Raw genomic sequence first — 15,734 nt, 5'->3', positions numbered from 1 at the left:
TAGTGTTCAGCAACATTCGCTCAGGAGTCGCCCGATGCCTCTCGCCCAACTCATCACTGCCACGCAGCTTGCCCAGCGTCTGAATGACCCTGAACTGCTGATCCTGGATTGCCGGTTCGCACTGGAGGACCCCACCTACGGCGAGCGCAGCCACCGGCAATCGCACATCCCTGGCGCCCGTTTCGCCGATCTGGAGAAGGACCTGTCCGGCCCGGTGACGCCCGGCGTGACCGGCCGGCATCCGTTGCCGGAACCGGAACAGTTGCTGAGCCGCTTGCGCCGCTTGGGAGTGAATGCGCACAGCGAAATCGTACTTTATGACGACGGCCCTGGCGCATTCGCCGCACGAGCGTGGTGGCTGTTGTTGTGGCTCGGCAAACGCGAGGGTATCCACTTGCTCGATGGTGGCCTGAAAGCCTGGCGGGAGGCTGGACTCCCAATGGACGACCTGCCAGCCACGAGCGAGCCGGGCGAATTTTCCGGCCACGCCGACAGCAGCATGATCGTTGACGCCGCCTCCCTGCAGCAGCGCCTGGAAAGTCCGCAGTTGACACTGCTCGACGCCCGGGCCCTGCCCCGCTTCCTTGGCGAGGTAGAACCCATCGACCCAGTCGGCGGGCACATTCCCGGCGCGACCTGCACACCGTTCAGCGAAAACCTGGACGGCGACGGGCGCTTCCTCTGCCCTGAACAGCTACGCAGCAGGTTCGCTCGCCTGCTCGGCGACAAGCCGCCGCAAAGCGCAGTGGCCTATTGCGGCTCCGGCGTCACTGCCTGCCACAATCTGTTTGCGCTGTGCCTGGCCGGCTACCCGCTGGCGGCGCTGTATCCGGGCTCATGGAGCGAGTGGATCACCGACCCGCAGCGACCGCGCGCCTGACTGGCCAGGCGACCCGCTGCGCGACGTGCGCAGCGTGGCCGTCCAGTCACAATGGGTCGCGTCGGTTTCACCGAAGTTACATTTGTTTTCACAACCGTTAGTCGTCATCTTTACGAAAAATTGCAATTCATTGTCTTGCTACCTGTCCGAGAAAGTTGCTAGGTTCCGACCCGCTTTTATCCCGGAGTAGTAGAACAATGAAAACAACATGGTTGAAGACCGCGCTTGCGGTAGCCGTAGGCGCCTTGTCCAGCCAGGTCATGGCCGCCGGTTTCGCCCTCAACGAGCAAAGCATCAGCGGCATGGGCACCTCCTTCGCAGGTCGCTCATCTTCCGCCGACGATGCCACCACCCTGTTCGGCAACCCGGCCGGCATGTCCCGCCTGAAGCGTGAGGAAGTCAGCTTCGGTATGGCGGCGATTCATGCGAAGACGGATATCGAGGATGCCAACAGTGCTCCGGTCCCGACGGGCAGTAACGATGGCGATATGGTCCCGTTCACTGCAGTGCCAATGGGTTACTACGTCAAACCGATCGATGATAAGTGGGCCGCTGGCGTAGGTGTATATGTGCCGTTCGGCATGATCACGGATTATGAAAACGGCTTCCAAGGCCGCTTTTTCGGTGACTACAGTGAAGTTCGTGTGATCACGGTGCAGCCCACCGTCAGCTATCGATTCAATGACAAGTTGTCGATCGGCTTCGGCCCTACGTTCAACCGCATCGATGGCGAACTGCAGAGCGCGACACTTAACGGCGGCCGAGTCAAGGTCAAGGGCGACGACACGGCGATGGGCTTCAACGCCGGCGTGCTTTACGAAATAACTCCTGAGACCCGCATGGGCGTCGCCTACCACTCTAAAGTCGAGTTCGAGCTGGAAGGCGACACCCAGCTCTCAGGCACAGGCTTCGAGCCTTTCGTGGGCAAGTACGATGCCTCACTCGACCTGACCACACCCGAGTCCGTGGACGTGTCCCTCACCCACGAACTGAACGATGACTGGACGCTGTACGCCGGTGCCATGTGGACACGCTGGAGCCGCTTCGAGGCCATCGTCATCGAGAACGACGGCATGTCGGCTATGCTCCCAACCTCCGTCCAAACCATCGTCGAAGAGCAAGATTGGCACGACACATGGTCCTACGCCCTCGGCGCGGCCTATAAGCTGAACCGCACTTGGACGCTTCGTAGCGGCTTAGCTTTTGATCAAAGCCCGACCAACAACGTGCACCGCTCGCCGCGCATTCCTACTGGAGATCGGACTGCCGTCAGCTTCGGCCTGGCCTGGAACCCTACCGACGACGTTACCGTCGATCTGGCCTACTCCTATCTCTGGGAAGACGATACGAAGGTCCGCCGTCAGTCCAATACCCGCGGCCTTTACAACGCCACCTACGAAAACAGCGCCCACGGCTTTGGCGCTGCTCTGAGCTACCGCTTCTGACGTAGCGAAAGAACGAAAAAGCCCCGGTTCTCCGGGGCTTTTTCGTTCTACCTTTGCAACGCCTTCTCTACCGCAGCGATCACGCGCGGATCGTCCGGCTTCACCTTGCTGGAAAAATGCGCGACGACGCGCCCTTCGCGATCCACCACGTACTTGTAGAAATTCCAGCGCGGCGCCTGCCCGGCCTGCTCGGCCAACTGGCGGAACAGCGGAGTAGCATCACCGCCACGCACTGGCTGGGTCTGGGTCATGGTGAAGGTCACACCGTAATTCACGTAGCAGACCTCGGCCGTCTCGGCCTCGTCATCGGCCTCCTGGAAGAAGTCATCCGAGGGCACGCCGAGCACCTCCAGGCCGTCGTTCTTGTAACGCTGATAGAGTGCTTCGAGCCCCTTGAACTGCCCGGTGAAGCCGCAATGGCTGGCGGTATTGACCACCATCAGGGCCTTGCCCTGGAACTGGCTGCACAGATCGACGGTTTCCTTGGAGCGCAGCTTGGGCAATTCATGCTGCAGCAGCGCCGGGCATTCGCTGGCCGATGCCTGCGCTGCCGGCAATGCAAGCGCCAGCAGGGCTATGAGCGTGCAAACCTTCATGTCGATTCTCCGTCCTCGGTTTGCAGTCACGCTACTCCGCCAGCGAGCGCCGGGCAACGACTGCTGCGAGTCCGTGAAACGTTGGGCAACACTTCATTTGAGTTGGGCTTCACTGAGCACAGCGAAGCCCGACGCAAGGTCACAGCGGCAGGTCGAATGCAGGCGCGATCTGCCGCAGCCAGACGTCCAGTCGCTCTTCGGTCAGATTGCTCTGGTTGTCCAGGTCCAACGCCAGACCGACGAACCGGCCCTCCTGCACCGCTTCGGAGTGGGTGAACTCGTAGCCGGTGGTCGGCCACTCCCCTACCAGGGTGGCGCCACGCTCGCGAAAGAACTCGTGCAGTTCGCCCATGGCATCGAGGAACTCGTCGGCATAGCCGACCTGATCGCCAAGGCCGAAGATGGCCACGGTCTTGCCGGTGAAATCCAGCCCTTCGATCTGCGGCAGGAACTCCTCCCAGCTTTCGTTCTCACAGTCTGCGCTCAACCCTGGCAGCAATCCCTCGCCCAGAGTCGGCGTGCCGAGAATCAGGTGGGAAAAGGCAGCAAAATCTTCCGGGGTCGTGCGATTGACGTTAAGCGGATCGGCCAGGATGTCGTCGTCGAAGCGCTTCTTGATCATCTTGGCGATCTTGCGCGTCTTACCCGTGTTGCTGCCGAAGAAAAGTCCGATCCTGGCCATCACGCCACCTCATGCTGTTGGATGAATGTGCACCTCGCCGGGTCCGCGCCCGCTCGGCAAAAATTTCATAGCAGGAAGCACGCCAGCCGCATTTCTCTTTTAAGCAATTGAAAATAAAGCGTTTTTATAGAGCCTTCCTGTCGCAAACCGCACAAGCCGGCCGCCGAGGGCAGCTTGTCGCTGTCGGCATTGCGACACTAGGTTCTGTACGAAAAGTCGTCGAGCGCAGGCAATTTTCGTACAGAGCCTAGGTCTGTCAGCAGACCCTAGCCATCCACCACCAGCTGGGCACGCTGAGCGGACGGCGCGGCCACTCGGATGTCAGCAGGTTGCGCCTCGGCGTGCTCGTCGAACTGCCTGAGCACCACCAGTTCGCAAGCGCCCTCATCCAGATCGAGCAGGCAACTGCGCAGCTGCGGCTGCGCCGGCATCTCGAACATGGTGCGCTGCAGCGCACCTTCCATCACTGCGCGCAGGCCGCGCGCACCGGTGCCGCGTAGCAGCGCCAGGTCGGCGATATGGCTGAGCGCCGCCGGGCTGAACTCCAGCTTCACGCCCTGGTAGGCGAACAACTGCCGGTATTGCTTGACCAGCGCATTGCGCGGCTCGCTGAGAATGCGCAGCAGCGTGGCGTGATCCAGCTCACGGAGAAAGGTGATGATCGGGAAACGGCCGATGAATTCGGGGATCAGCCCGAACTCGTGGAGATCATCCGGCAGCAACGCCGCCAGCAGCTCGTTGATCGAAGGCGTCTGCTGCTGCGGCCGCACATGGAAGCCGATCGCGCTGCTGCGCGGATGCACGCGGCTGCCGACCAGGGTTTCCAGGCCCGGAAAGGCACCTCCGGCGATGAACAGGATATTGCGGGTGTCCACCACCTGCTCCTCGCCCTGTTCGCCGCGCCGGCTGCCCTTGCCGATGCGCACCTCGCTGCCCTCGACCAGCTTGAGCAATGCCTGCTGTACACCTTCGCCGGAAATGTCGCGCACCGCCGTGCCGCCCCCGCCACGCCGCGCCAGCTTGTCCACCTCGTCGATATAAACGATGCCCCACTGCGCCCTCTGTACGTCACCGCCAGCGGCATCCAGCAAGCGGGCGATGATGCTGTCGACATCATCCCCGACATAGCCGGCCTGGGTCAGCGTGGTGGCATCGGCCGAGGCGAAGGGCACGCCGAGGATGCGCGCCAGGGTGCGCACCAGCAGCGTCTTGCCGGTGCCGGACGGGCCGGCCATGAGGATGTTGGATTTCTCCAGCTCGACCGCCCCGCCCAACTGGCAGACCGGCTCGCGGGTGCAGTTGAGCAGGCGCAGGTAATGGTTGTAGACCGCCACTGCCAGGGTTTGCTTGGCCGCCTCCTGGCCGATCACCGACTCGTCCAGGTGCTGCATGCAGGCCGCCGGGGTGAGCAGCTGCGGAGCCAGTTGCTGGGCCTTGCGCCGCTGTCCCCAGCTCGTCACCACCTGATGGGCGAGCTTGACGCACGCTTCGCAGATGCGCCCTTCGTTACCCGCGATCAGGGGGACCGACGGCGATTTCTCCGCGCCACAGAACGAACAGCAGGGCTTGTCGCTATCAGTCATGAGTCAGCATCTCCACTGAGGTCGGGGCGGACAGCAGCAAGCTAGCCAGCCATGCTCGCTGGTGCCGCTCGTATTGACGGGCCCGGAGCTTCTCGCGCAGTTGCGGCAGCACCTCCTGCAACGTCAGCGGGCCGGCCGGATGGATCGCCTCGCAGAGCACCAGGTGAAAGCCCATCGGCGTCTCCACCACCGGCCCGATCTCGCCTTCACGCAGGACGAACAGGCAGGCTTCGATCTGCGGATAGAGCACGCCGGGGCGCACCAGGCCGAGGCTTCCACCCTCCATGGCCGAGGGGCATTCGGAATGCTTCAGCGCCTGTTCGGCGAAACGCTGCGGCTTGCGCCGCAGGCGCTCGGCGATCAGGTTGATGCGGCTCCAGGCGCAGGCCCGGCTGTTCTCCGGAAAATCCTCGTTGATGGTGATCAGGATGTGCCGCGCCAGCCGCGTGGCGGGCCGTATGAAACGCTCCGGATGATTGAAGTAGTACAGGCTGACATCCGTGTCGGTGATTTCCGGCAGCCCGGCGCAGACCCGCTGCAGTACCGTCTCGACCTTGAGCTCGCGGGCCAGCAGCTGGCGCAGCCCGGCTTCGTCCAGGCCGCTGTCGAGCAGCGCATTGCGCAGCGCGAGCGGGTCTTCGTAGCGGGCGGCGATCTGCGCCCAGGCTTCGTCGACCTGCTCGTCCGGGATCACCACGCCGCTGGCCTCGGCGCTGTGCAGCACGGCATCCTCCAGCTGCAACTGGCGACCGACGATGCGCTCGGCCTGCTCGCGCTGCGGCGTGCTGAGGGCGGCCGGGGCACAACCGAAGCGCTCGTGGGCGATCTTCAGCAACTGGTAGCGGGCGCCGTTGGCGACGGGATCAATGCTCATGCTCGCCTCCCGTTTGCGCGTCGGCCCAGGCCAGGCTCTCCTCGGGCACCTGCAACACCCTGCCGTCGCCGAAATACACGTGGTACTGGATGCCTCCAGGCAGGTCGCGCAGCACCTTCTCGATGCTGCCGGCGCGCCCCTGCTCCACCACCACCTCGCCGCGCACGGCAAGGCTGCGGCTGGCGATCACCTGGTCGCGGAACTCGAACAGGTTGGCTATCCATGGATCCGATGCGGGAATCAGCTCCTCCTCGCGACAGCCCACCGTGCGGCCCTGATCGAGAAAATGCACGCGATAGATCAACTGATCCTGCAGGTAGGTGCCGACGTCATAGACGCAGCCCACCGCGCCGCGGCGCATCAGCAGGGCGCCGGTATCCTTGCCGGGGTAGGTGCCGTCGTTGCGCACGTTGCGGATCAGCCTTACGGCCTGGCCATATTCGTAGAGCGGCAGACTCATGGCGCTCACCTCCTGCCGGTCAGAGCTTGAAAAAAACTCGAACGCAGCAGAGGGCGTTCGGTAGCGGTCCGCAGTCGGTGGGAAAAAGCTCTCCCACGCGTTCAGCCCAGCAGTTGATCGATGGGCACGAAGGTCGTCTGCGGTTCGTGCATGTGGAAGACCTTGAAGACCTTTTCGGTCTGCGCGTCGGAGACGACGAAGTCCTCGTAGGCACGGCCCAGCAACTGGCGATAGACCGTATGCCGCACCTCGTCCGTCAGGTGCTCGATGTCACCGGCCTGGCACAGGTAGTCGTGATAGCGCTGCATGATGTGCAGGCGGTTGACCTGTACTACCGACGGCACGAAGGGCACGCCGAAGAAGCTCAGGAAGTCCTCGGCGGACACCAGCTCTTGCAGCGCCTCGTCCAGCGTCATGTCGGCGGTTTGTTCGTTCATGGGCGTGTCTCCACGGTGGCGGCAGGGGGAAAGGTGAAAATGGCGGCACTGTTGGCTGCCAGTACCTCGAGCAGCAGATGCGCGCCAAGGCGGTTGTCCGCATCGAGCTCGGCGACCTTGCTCAGCATCGCCTTGCCCTGGCCGAACAGGCCCAGGCGCAAGCTCAGGTAGCCGGCGCCCTTGAGCGCCAGTAGATGAAAACGCAACAGGCCGATGGCCTCGGGCGGCACGCACGCCAGGCAATCGGCATCGAGTTCGCCCCAGGCCGTGGGCAGCCCCAGACGGGGCGCGACCACTTCCAGTACCTGCTCGGCGATGCGCAGGGCATCGGCATGGCGATGCTGGTAGAAATAGAACCGGTAGAGCCCGACCAGCACGCTGAGATCGCCCGGTGCCAGCGCTTGTGCGGCCAACAGCGGCTGCTCCGCCGTGCCGGTGGCGTACTGCGCGGACGCTGCGTCCAGCAGTACCGCGACGCGCGGCGGGCGCGGCTCGTCGAAATACAGGCCGGTGCCGCCGAAATCCTGCAGGTCCATGGCGCGCTCCGTCACTGACCGGCCACGGCCGGACAATCGTTTTCACACAGGCTGTTGTCCGGCTGGCAGCTCTGGTAGCGCCGCTGCTGGCTGCCGGCAGCGACCAGACCGCCCTGCTCCACCAGCTTCTCCAGGCTGTCGAGGCGCTCCAGCAGGCAGGCGATGGCCTTGCCCACCGGGTCGGGGATCAGGTGATGATCGAGATCGACGCCATGCGCATTGCGCTGGCCGGCCTCGCGCAGGCGCACCACTTTGCCCGGGATACCGACCACCGTGCAGCCGTCCGGCACGTCCTGCACCACCACCGAGTTGGCGCCCACCCGGGCATTGGCGCCGATGCTGATCGGCCCGAGAATCTTCGCCCCGGCACCGACCAGCACACCGTCGCCCAGGGTCGGGTGACGCTTGCCCTTGCGCCAGCTGGTACCGCCCAGAGTCACGCCGTGATAAAGGGTGACGTCGTCGCCGATCTCGGCAGTCTCGCCGATCACCACGCCGGCACCATGGTCGATGAACAAACGCGCGCCGATGCGGGCGCCGGGGTGGATATCGACGTTGCTCAGCAATCTTCCGAAAAACCCCAGCAGACGCGCCGCATAGCGCCATTCGCGACACCAGAGGCGATGCGCGAGGCGATAGAGGATGATCGCGTGCACCCCCGGATAGGTGGTCAGCACCTCCAGCGTGGAACGTGCGGCAGGATCGCGCTGGAACACGCAGCGCACGTCGTCGCGGCATTCGCGGTACAGGCTCATGCCGCACCTCCGGCCAGGGCCAGGCCCTGTTCGCACAGCTGCTGGTAGAAGCCCCGCAGGTCGCTGCTCTGCGGGCTGCGCTTGGTCTGCGTGGAGAATCGCCGGATACAGCCCAGCAGCGCCCGGCTCTGCCACTGCTGCAGCTCGATGCCCAGTTCGCGGTAACTCAGCTCGACCATGTGCGCGCCGGAGTGCTTGCCCAGCACCAGGCTGTGGCTGCGCCCGAGTTCGTCGGGATCGAGCCCTTCGTAGTTGCGCCGGTGCTTGAGCAGCCCATCGACGTGGATGCCCGCCTCGTGGGTGAACACCCCGGCGCCGACCACGCTTTTCTGCCAGGCCACCTGGCGCCCGGAGGCCTGCGCCACCAACGCCGAGATCGAAGGAATGCCACGCACGTCGATGCCGCAATCGATGCCATGCAGGTGCTTGAGCGCCAGCGCGCACTCCTCCAGCGCGGCGTTGCCAGCCCGCTCGCCCAGGCCATTGACCGTGGTATTGATGTGCGTGGCGCCCCCCCTGACTGCCGCCAGGGTGTTGGCCGTGGCCAGGCCGAAGTCGTCGTGGGCGTGCATCTCCAGTTCCAAGTCCAGGCGCTCGGACAAGAAGCGAAAGCGCTCGTAAGTGCCGAACGGTTCCATCACGCCCACCGTGTCGGCGAAGCGCAACCGCCGTGCACCGACGGTCTGGGCGACTTCCGCGACGCGGACGATGAATTCCGCGTCGGCGCGCGAGGCATCCTCGCAGCCCAGGCACACCTCCAGCCCGGCGTCGCGCGCCGCGCCTACCAGCCGCGCCACCTCGCGCAATGCCCAGTCACGGTCACGACCGAGCTTGTGCTGGAGCATCAGGTCCGAGACCGGCAGTGCCAGGTCGACCATGTCCACGCCCGTGCCACAGGCAGCCAGCAGGTCCGTGTCGCACAGCCGGCACCAGGCCAGCAGCCGTACCGGCAGGGCGAGGCCGGCGATGGCACGCATCACCTCGCACTCCTCCTCGCCCATGCTCGGGATGCCGATTTCCAGCTCCGGCACGCCGAGTTGCGCCAGAGCGCGGGCGATGGCGATCTTCTCCTCGGCGCTGAAAGCGACCCCGGCGCTCTGTTCGCCGTCACGCAGGGTGGTGTCGTCGATCACGATGGACATGCGGAACCTCCTCGGCCATGGCCGCGCGGCAATCAGGCGTAAACCGGTGCGAACGAATCGCCCACTTCCTCGACCGGACCGTTGCCGCTCCAGTAGGGCGACAGCTTGCGCAGCTGGGCGATGATCGGCGGCACCTCACGGATCACGTAGTCGATCTGTTCCTCGGTGGTGTAGCGCGACAGCGAAAAGCGCACGCTGCCATGGGCCGCCGTGTAGGGAATGTCCATCGCGCGCATCACATGGGAAGGTTCCAACGAACCGGAGGTGCAGGCCGAACCGCTGGAGGCGGCGATGCCGACCTTGTTCAGCAGCAGCAGGATGGCCTCGCCTTCGATGTACTCGAAGGCGATGTTGGCGGTGTTCGGCAAGCGATTGTCCGGGTCGCCGGTGACGAAGGCATACGGCACCGCGGCGAGGATGCCGGCCTCGAGCCTGTCGCGCAGGCGCCTGACTTCGCTGTTCTCATGCGCCATGAAGGCCAGTGCACGCTCGGCCGCCACGCCCAGGCCGACGATCGATGCCGCGTTCTCGGTGCCGGCGCGCCGCCCGCGCTCCTGGTGGCCGCCGCGCAGCAGCGGCCGGAAGCGCGTGCCGCGGCGCAGGTAGAGCACGCCGACGCCCTTGGGCGCATGCAGCTTGTGCCCGGACAGCGAGAGCATGTGGATGGCGCTGTCCTTCAGGTTCATCGGCACCTTGCCGACCGCCTGCACGGCATCGGTGTGGAACATGATCCCGGCATCGTCGGCCATCTGCGCCATCCGCTCAACCGGGAACAGCGTGCCGGTCTCGTTGTTGGCCCACATCACCGAGACGATGGCGACGTCGTCGTCGAGCAGCGCGGCGTACTCCGCCAGGTCCAGGCGGCCCTTCTTATCCACCTTGAGCCTGTGCACGGTGTAGCCGTCCTCGGCCAGGTAATCGCACAGGCTGAGGATCGCCGGATGCTCGATCACCGTGGTAATGAGGGTCTTGCGCTCAGGCTGGGCCTTGAGCGCCGAGAGAATCGCGGTGGAGTCCGCCTCGGTGCCACAGGAGGTGAATACGATCTCCGAGTCGTGCTCGGCGCCGATCAGCCGCTGGACGCTCTGGCGCGCCTTCTTCAGCGCCATGCCGACCTGGTTGCCGAAGCTGTGCATCGACGACGGGTTGCCGAACTGTTCGGTGAAGAACGGCAGCATGGCCTGCACCACTTCTTCATCGACGCGGGTGGTCGCGTTGTTGTCGAGATAAATGCCGCTCATCTCACACCTCCGCCATCTGGCTGTGAGCCGCCGAACCGACCGGGACCACCTTGACGAATTCGCCGAGGTCCTCGATCAGCCGCTGCTGGATACCGGACAGCGTCATGCTGGCCATCTGGCAACCGGTGCAGGCGCCGGTCAGCTTGACGTAGATGTTCCTGCCTTCGACATCCAGCAACTCGACATCGCCGTGGTCGCGCTGCAGCATCGGGCGGATCGACTCGAGCACCGCTTCGATACGGCGAATGCGCTGCAAGGTGGTCATGCGCGGCGCGGCGGGCGCCGCCTGCGGGGCCTCCAGGGTCACCAACGGCGCCTTGGCCTTGTTCTTCGCCGCCCTGGCGCCGGTGCCGGCCGGCACGAAGATTTCGCCACGGGCAGCCAGTTCCTCGACGAGCAGGCGCTCGATGCCTTCATGGCAGGACGAGCAGCCACCGCCGGCCTTGGTGTAGTTGGTCACGTCCTCGACACTGGTGAGGTGGTTGGCGCGGATCGTCTCGCGCACCATCACCTCGTCGATGGCGAAGCACTTGCACACCAGCGCGCCTTCTTCGTGGTCATCCTCGAGCGTCTCGCCGCGGTAGTTGGCCACCGCCGCCTGCAGAGCCTCGCGGCCCATCACCGAACAATGCATCTTCTCCGGCGGCAGGCCGTCGAGAAAATCGGCGATGTCCTGGTTGCTGATCTTCAGTGCCTGGTCGACGGTCAATCCCTTGATCATCTCGGTCAGCGCCGAGCTTGATGCGATCGCCGAACCGCAGCCGAAGGTCTGGAAGCCGGCGTCGAGAATCACGTCGGTGTCAGGGTCGACCTTCAGCGACAGCCGCAGGGCATCGCCGCAACTCAGCGAGCCGACGTCGCCGACGGCATTGGCCTCGGCCACGGCGCCGGCGTTCTTCGGGTTGTAGAAGTGCTCTTTGACCTTTTCCGAATAATCCCACATGACGGCTGATCTCCCGGTGGATACTGGGCGGCCGGTCTTGGCCGGCCGCCTCGAGTGGCCGGCGCCTGCTCGGAACTCGAGCGGACGCTAGCAGGCGAAGGACTTGCCGCAGTTGCAACCGCTGCTGGCATTCGGATTGGCGAAGGTGAAGCCGCTGCCTTCCATGCTGTCGACGAAGTCCATGGTCACACCGTCGAGCAACGGCGCGCTGGCGTCGTCGAGCAGCACGGTGAAGGTGCCGCAGTCGACCCGCTGGTCCCCGTCGAGACCTTGCTCTTCCAGCTTCAGGCTGTACTTCAACCCCGCACAGCCGCCGCCCTCGACGCGGATGCGCAAGCCCGCGGTGGGCCTCTCGGCGTTGCTGATGAAGCGGTTAATCGCACTCTTGGCACTTTCAGTCAGGGTAATCATCGGCGTGTCTCCTCGGCTGTGGCGGCGCCCTGGCCACCCGGCACAAGTCCTTCTGCAACCCCCATGCCCACCCTTATCCGCAATGAAAGTCCTTTAATTTCAATGACATAAATAAACGTCACGGAACCCTCCGGCTGTCGTGAACGGTACGCATGGAACGCAATGTCGGCTTTGCGACAGCGCATGCCGCGCTTCGCCCAGCTGGCCGAATGCCGCTGTAGCGCTATATACAAAACGATATAGCGCACTACACAATGTCGCCTGCCCGACAGCCCGCAGAGCGCTGACTGATTCCTTAACGGCTTGATAAATATGGATTTGCGAGAAAATCCACGGCTGGATGCTTTCTTGCTCGCCAGTGGCCACAACAGGCGCCCGAGGAAACGACATGAATGAAGCGGATCGACCCCTGCGCATCGACGGCCAGCTCTGGTTCAACCGTGGCGAGAAGGGCTACCTGGGCGGCAAGCGGATCGACCTGCTGGAGCAGATCGAGGCCACTGGCTCCATCAGCCGCGCTGCCAAGGCGATCAAGCTGAGCTACAAGGCCGCCTGGGATGCGGTGGACGCCATGAACAATCTGTCCGAACGGCCACTGGTGATCTGCTCCGCGGGCGGAGCCCAGGGCGGCGGCACGCGGCTGACCGACTTCGGCCGGGAAATGCTGCATGTCTGGCGGCGCATGCAGGCCGAGTACGAGCGTTTCCTCGCCCAGGTCGCCGAAGGTATCGAAGGCTTCGACGACATCGACCGACTGCTCAGGGCCATCGCCATGAAGACCAGCGCACGCAACCAGTTCCGTGGCCGCATTACCTCCGTCAGCCGAGGCGCCGTCAACGGCAGCCTGAGCCTGGACATCGGCTCGGGCCTGGAGATCAGCGCCACCCTGACCAATGACAGCATCGACGAACTGCAGCTGGCAGCGGGCAAGATCGCCATGGCCCTGATCAAGGCCAGCTTCGTGCTGCTCTCGCCCGACCCGGACGTGAAGATCAGCGCTCGCAATCGCCTGACCGGCACCATCAGCGCCCTGATGCCGGGGGCGGTGAACTGCGAGGTCAAGCTTCTGTTGCCAGGCAGCCGCACCCTCAGCGCGGTCATTACCAACGAAAGCGCCGAGGAACTCGGCCTAGCCCTGGGACAGCCCTGCACCGCGCTGATCAAGGCCTCCCACGTCATCATCGCCGTCGATTGAAGGAGAGCCGACATGCATGTCGTTCGCCGTTTCTGCACCACCCTGCTTTTCTGCCTGCCGCTGACCGCCATCGCCGATGAGGTGCAGGTGGCCGTAGCGGCCAATTTCACCGCGCCGATGCAGAAGATCGCCGAGGCCTTCGCCCGCGACACCGGCCACCGGGCGCTGCTGGCGTTCGGAGCCACCGGCAAGTTCTATGCGCAGATCAACAACGGCGCCCCCTTCGAGGTCCTGCTCGCGGCCGACGACAGCACGCCGGCGCGCATCGAGGCCGAAGGGCTCGGTGTGCCCGGCAGTCGCTTCACCTATGCCATCGGCAGCCTGGTGCTGTGGTCGGCGCGCGAGGGCTACGTCGACCCGCAGGGCCGCATCCTGGCCGACGGCGACTTCCGCCACCTCGCCCTGGCCAATCCGAAGACCGCCCCCTATGGTGCCGCTGCGCTCGCTACGCTGGAGCATCTGGGTCTGCGCGAGAAGCTGCAGCCGCGCTTCGTGCAGGGCGAGAACATTGCCCAGGCCCATCAGTTCGCCGCCACCGGCAACGCCGAGCTCGGTTTCGTCGCGCTGTCGCAAGTGACCGAGGGCGGGCGCATCGCCAGCGGCTCGGCCTGGATAGTGCCGGCCGACCATCACGCGCCGATTCGCCAGGACGCCCTGCTGCTCCGCCACGGCGAGGGCAATCCGGCAGCACGGGCCCTGCTCGACTACCTCAAGAGCGAACGCGCCGTTGCGCTGATCCGCAGCTACGGCTACGACGTGGAGTGAAGGGGCGATGATGCTCGACAGCGTCGACCTCGCGGCGATCTGGCTGACCTTCAAGCTGGCCAGCATCACCACCGTGCTGCTGTTGCTGCTCGGCACACCGCTGGCGTGGTGGCTCGCGCGTACCCGCTCGCCGCTCAAGGGCCCCATCGGCGCGGTGGTGGCGCTGCCGCTGGTGCTGCCGCCGACCGTTCTGGGCTTCTATCTGCTGGTCGCCATGGGGCCGAACGGCCTGCTCGGGCAACTGACCCAGAACCTGGGCCTGGGCCTGTTGCCATTCACCTTCGCCGGCCTGGTGGTGGGCTCGGTGCTCTATTCCATGCCCTTCGTCGTTCAGCCCCTGCAGAACGCCTTCGAAGCCATCGGCGAGCGCCCGCTGGAAGCTGCCGCGACCCTGCGCGCCAGCCCCTGGGACTGTTTCTTAAGTGTCGTACTGCCGCTGGCACGGCCGGGGTTCGTCACCGCCAGCATCCTCGGCTTCGCCCATACCGTCGGCGAGTTCGGCGTGGTGCTGATGATTGGCGGCAACATTCCGGAGAAGACCCGCGTGGTGTCGGTGCAGATATACGACCACGTCGAAGCCATGGAGTATGCCCAGGCCCACTGGCTGGCCGGCGGTATGCTGCTGTTTTCCTTCATCGTGCTGCTGGTGCTGTACAGCAGCCGCTTCAAGCAGGGGTGGCGCGGATGAGCGAAGCCGCAGCGGACAACCAGATCCTGGCAAGCTTCCGCCTGGACTATGCCGGGTTCAGGCTGGATGTCGACCTGCGCCTGCCGGGGCGCGGCGTCACGGCGTTGTTCGGCCATTCCGGCTCCGGCAAGACCACCTGCCTGCGTTGCGTCGCCGGCCTGGAGCGTGCCGGGCATGGCCGGCTGGAGGTCAACGGCGAGTGCTGGCAGAACAGCGCCCGTGGGCTATTCGTGCCGCCCCATCGACGCGCCCTGGGCTACGTGTTCCAGGAAGCCAATCTGTTTGCGCACCTCTCGGTACGAAGAAACCTCGAGTTCGGCCTGAAGCGCGTGGTAGCTGCCGAAAGGCGTGTGGCCTGGGACCAGGCGATCGAACTCCTTGGCATCGGCCATCTGCTCGAGCGCATGCCGGACAGGCTCTCCGGCGGTGAGCGTCAGCGTGTCGGCATCGCCCGCGCGCTGCTCACCAGCCCGCGGCTGCTGTTGATGGACGAACCCCTGGCAGCGCTGGACCTCAAGCGCAAGAACGAAATCCTGCCCTACCTCGAACGCCTGCACGACGAGCTGGACATCCCGGTGCTCTATGTCAGCCACTCGCCGGACGAAGTGGCCCGCCTGGCCGACCACGTGGTACTGCTCGACCAGGGCCGGGTAGTCGCCGCGGGTGGCATGCGCGAAACCCTCGCACGGCTGGACCTGCCCACCGCCCTGGACGACGACGCCGGCGTGGTCGTCGAATCGCAGGTGGCCGGGCACGATGATAGCTACCACCTGACGCGCCTGGCCTTCCCGGGCGGTGAGGTGCTGGTGGCGCAGCGACCGGAGGCCATCGGCCAGCGCCTGCGTTTCCGCGTTCATGCCCGCGACGTCAGCCTGGCGCTGGAGCGTGCCGAAGGCAGCAGCATCACCAACCTGCTGCCGGCGCGAGTCGAGGCACTGGCCGCGGCGGACACCCCGGCGCACATGCTGGTGCGCCTGGATGCCGGAGGGACGCCGATCCTGGCGCGCATCACCCGCCGCTCGGTCGACCAGCTCGGTATCGTCCCCGGCCTGCCGGTGTGGGCACAGATCAAGGCCGTGGCCCTGCTGGGTTGAACCGAGG

Annotated in this window: 18 protein-coding genes; 6 read left to right on the top strand and 12 right to left on the bottom strand. The window is 65.1% G+C overall.

Translation table 11 applies throughout. The features are described from left to right. Positions 1–34: 34 nt before the first annotated feature. Both B597_RS43860 and B597_RS43855 read left to right on the top strand, forming a co-directional pair. Complete coding sequence (locus B597_RS43860) at positions 35–880, top strand: sulfurtransferase (protein WP_003292022.1); 846 nt, start codon at positions 35–37, stop codon at positions 878–880. A gap of 197 nt (positions 881–1,077) precedes the next feature. After that, complete coding sequence (locus tag B597_RS43855; RefSeq protein ID WP_003292021.1) at positions 1,078–2,325, top strand: OmpP1/FadL family transporter; 1,248 nt, start codon at positions 1,078–1,080, stop codon at positions 2,323–2,325. A 47-nt stretch (positions 2,326–2,372) separates the two neighbouring features. On the opposite strand, the gene B597_RS43850 is transcribed toward B597_RS43855, so the two are convergent. From B597_RS43850 to B597_RS43795, 12 genes are all read right to left on the bottom strand, one after another. Next, positions 2,373–2,921, bottom strand: a complete 549-nt coding sequence (locus B597_RS43850; RefSeq protein ID WP_003292020.1) for a glutathione peroxidase — start codon at positions 2,919–2,921, stop codon at positions 2,373–2,375. Between the two features lie 139 nt (positions 2,922–3,060). Beyond that, positions 3,061–3,603 carry a flavodoxin gene (locus B597_RS43845; RefSeq protein WP_003292019.1) on the bottom strand — a complete coding sequence of 181 codons (543 nt, stop codon included), beginning with the start codon at positions 3,601–3,603 and terminating at the stop codon, positions 3,061–3,063. 266 nt (positions 3,604–3,869) lie between these two features. Beyond that, the gene (gene clpX / locus B597_RS43840; RefSeq protein ID WP_024162483.1) at positions 3,870–5,186 is read right to left on the bottom strand and encodes an ATP-dependent Clp protease ATP-binding subunit ClpX; all 1,317 of its coding nucleotides are present in this window, start codon (positions 5,184–5,186) and stop codon (positions 3,870–3,872) included. Beyond that, on the bottom strand, positions 5,179–6,060 hold the full coding sequence (nifM, locus tag B597_RS43835; protein ID WP_003292018.1) for a nitrogen fixation protein NifM: 882 nt from the start codon (positions 6,058–6,060) through the stop codon (positions 5,179–5,181). Before nifM ends, clpX begins: the two co-directional genes overlap by 8 nt. After that, on the bottom strand, positions 6,050–6,520 hold the full coding sequence (locus tag B597_RS43830; RefSeq protein ID WP_003292017.1) for a nitrogen fixation protein NifZ: 471 nt from the start codon (positions 6,518–6,520) through the stop codon (positions 6,050–6,052). The genes nifM and B597_RS43830 overlap by 11 nt, the downstream gene beginning before the upstream one ends. A 101-nt stretch (positions 6,521–6,621) precedes the next feature. After that, positions 6,622–6,957: a nitrogenase-stabilizing/protective protein NifW gene (gene nifW / locus B597_RS43825; protein WP_003292016.1), complete on the bottom strand. Its 336-nt coding sequence runs from the start codon at positions 6,955–6,957 to the stop codon at positions 6,622–6,624. Then, a complete protein-coding gene (locus B597_RS43820) occupies positions 6,954–7,493 on the bottom strand; it encodes a hypothetical protein (RefSeq protein WP_003292014.1) in 540 nt (179 codons plus the stop codon). The genes nifW and B597_RS43820 overlap by 4 nt, the downstream gene beginning before the upstream one ends. 11 nt (positions 7,494–7,504) lie before the next feature. After that, positions 7,505–8,248, bottom strand: coding sequence for a serine O-acetyltransferase (cysE, locus tag B597_RS43815; protein ID WP_003292013.1), 744 nt, complete (start codon positions 8,246–8,248; stop codon positions 7,505–7,507). After that, on the bottom strand, positions 8,245–9,390 hold the full coding sequence (gene nifV / locus B597_RS43810; protein ID WP_003292012.1) for a homocitrate synthase: 1,146 nt from the start codon (positions 9,388–9,390) through the stop codon (positions 8,245–8,247). The genes cysE and nifV overlap by 4 nt, the downstream gene beginning before the upstream one ends. 32 nt (positions 9,391–9,422) lie before the next feature. Continuing rightward, positions 9,423–10,631, bottom strand: a complete 1,209-nt coding sequence (gene nifS / locus B597_RS43805; RefSeq protein ID WP_024162481.1) for a cysteine desulfurase NifS — start codon at positions 10,629–10,631, stop codon at positions 9,423–9,425. Position 10,632: 1 nt separating this feature from the next. Beyond that, a complete protein-coding gene (nifU, locus tag B597_RS43800; RefSeq protein ID WP_003296326.1) occupies positions 10,633–11,574 on the bottom strand; it encodes a Fe-S cluster assembly protein NifU in 942 nt (313 codons plus the stop codon). Positions 11,575–11,661: 87 nt separating this feature from the next. Beyond that, positions 11,662–11,985 carry a HesB/IscA family protein gene (locus tag B597_RS43795; RefSeq protein ID WP_003296325.1) on the bottom strand — a complete coding sequence of 108 codons (324 nt, stop codon included), beginning with the start codon at positions 11,983–11,985 and terminating at the stop codon, positions 11,662–11,664. 388 nt (positions 11,986–12,373) lie between these two features. Here B597_RS43795 and B597_RS43790 point away from each other — a divergent pair, with 388 nt between their 5' ends. Genes B597_RS43790 through modC form a run of 4 tightly spaced genes read left to right on the top strand, consistent with a single transcriptional unit; the run spans position 12,374 to position 15,727 of the window. Then, complete coding sequence (locus tag B597_RS43790; RefSeq protein ID WP_003296324.1) at positions 12,374–13,180, top strand: TOBE domain-containing protein; 807 nt, start codon at positions 12,374–12,376, stop codon at positions 13,178–13,180. Between the two features lie 12 nt (positions 13,181–13,192). After that, positions 13,193–13,945, top strand: a complete 753-nt coding sequence (modA, locus tag B597_RS43785; RefSeq protein WP_003296323.1) for a molybdate ABC transporter substrate-binding protein — start codon at positions 13,193–13,195, stop codon at positions 13,943–13,945. 7 nt (positions 13,946–13,952) lie between these two features. Next, positions 13,953–14,633 carry a molybdate ABC transporter permease subunit gene (gene modB, locus B597_RS43780; protein ID WP_003296322.1) on the top strand — a complete coding sequence of 227 codons (681 nt, stop codon included), beginning with the start codon at positions 13,953–13,955 and terminating at the stop codon, positions 14,631–14,633. Beyond that, complete coding sequence (gene modC / locus B597_RS43775) at positions 14,630–15,727, top strand: molybdenum ABC transporter ATP-binding protein (protein ID WP_003296320.1); 1,098 nt, start codon at positions 14,630–14,632, stop codon at positions 15,725–15,727. The genes modB and modC overlap by 4 nt, the downstream gene beginning before the upstream one ends. The last annotated feature ends 7 nt before the right edge of the window (positions 15,728–15,734 follow it).

Source organism: Stutzerimonas stutzeri KOS6, from assembly GCF_000307775.2.
In the GTDB taxonomy this organism is placed as follows: Bacteria; Pseudomonadota; Gammaproteobacteria; order Pseudomonadales; family Pseudomonadaceae; genus Stutzerimonas; species Stutzerimonas stutzeri_B.
Note: the sequence above shows the minus strand (reverse complement) of the source record. Positions and strands in the feature narration are given on the sequence as shown.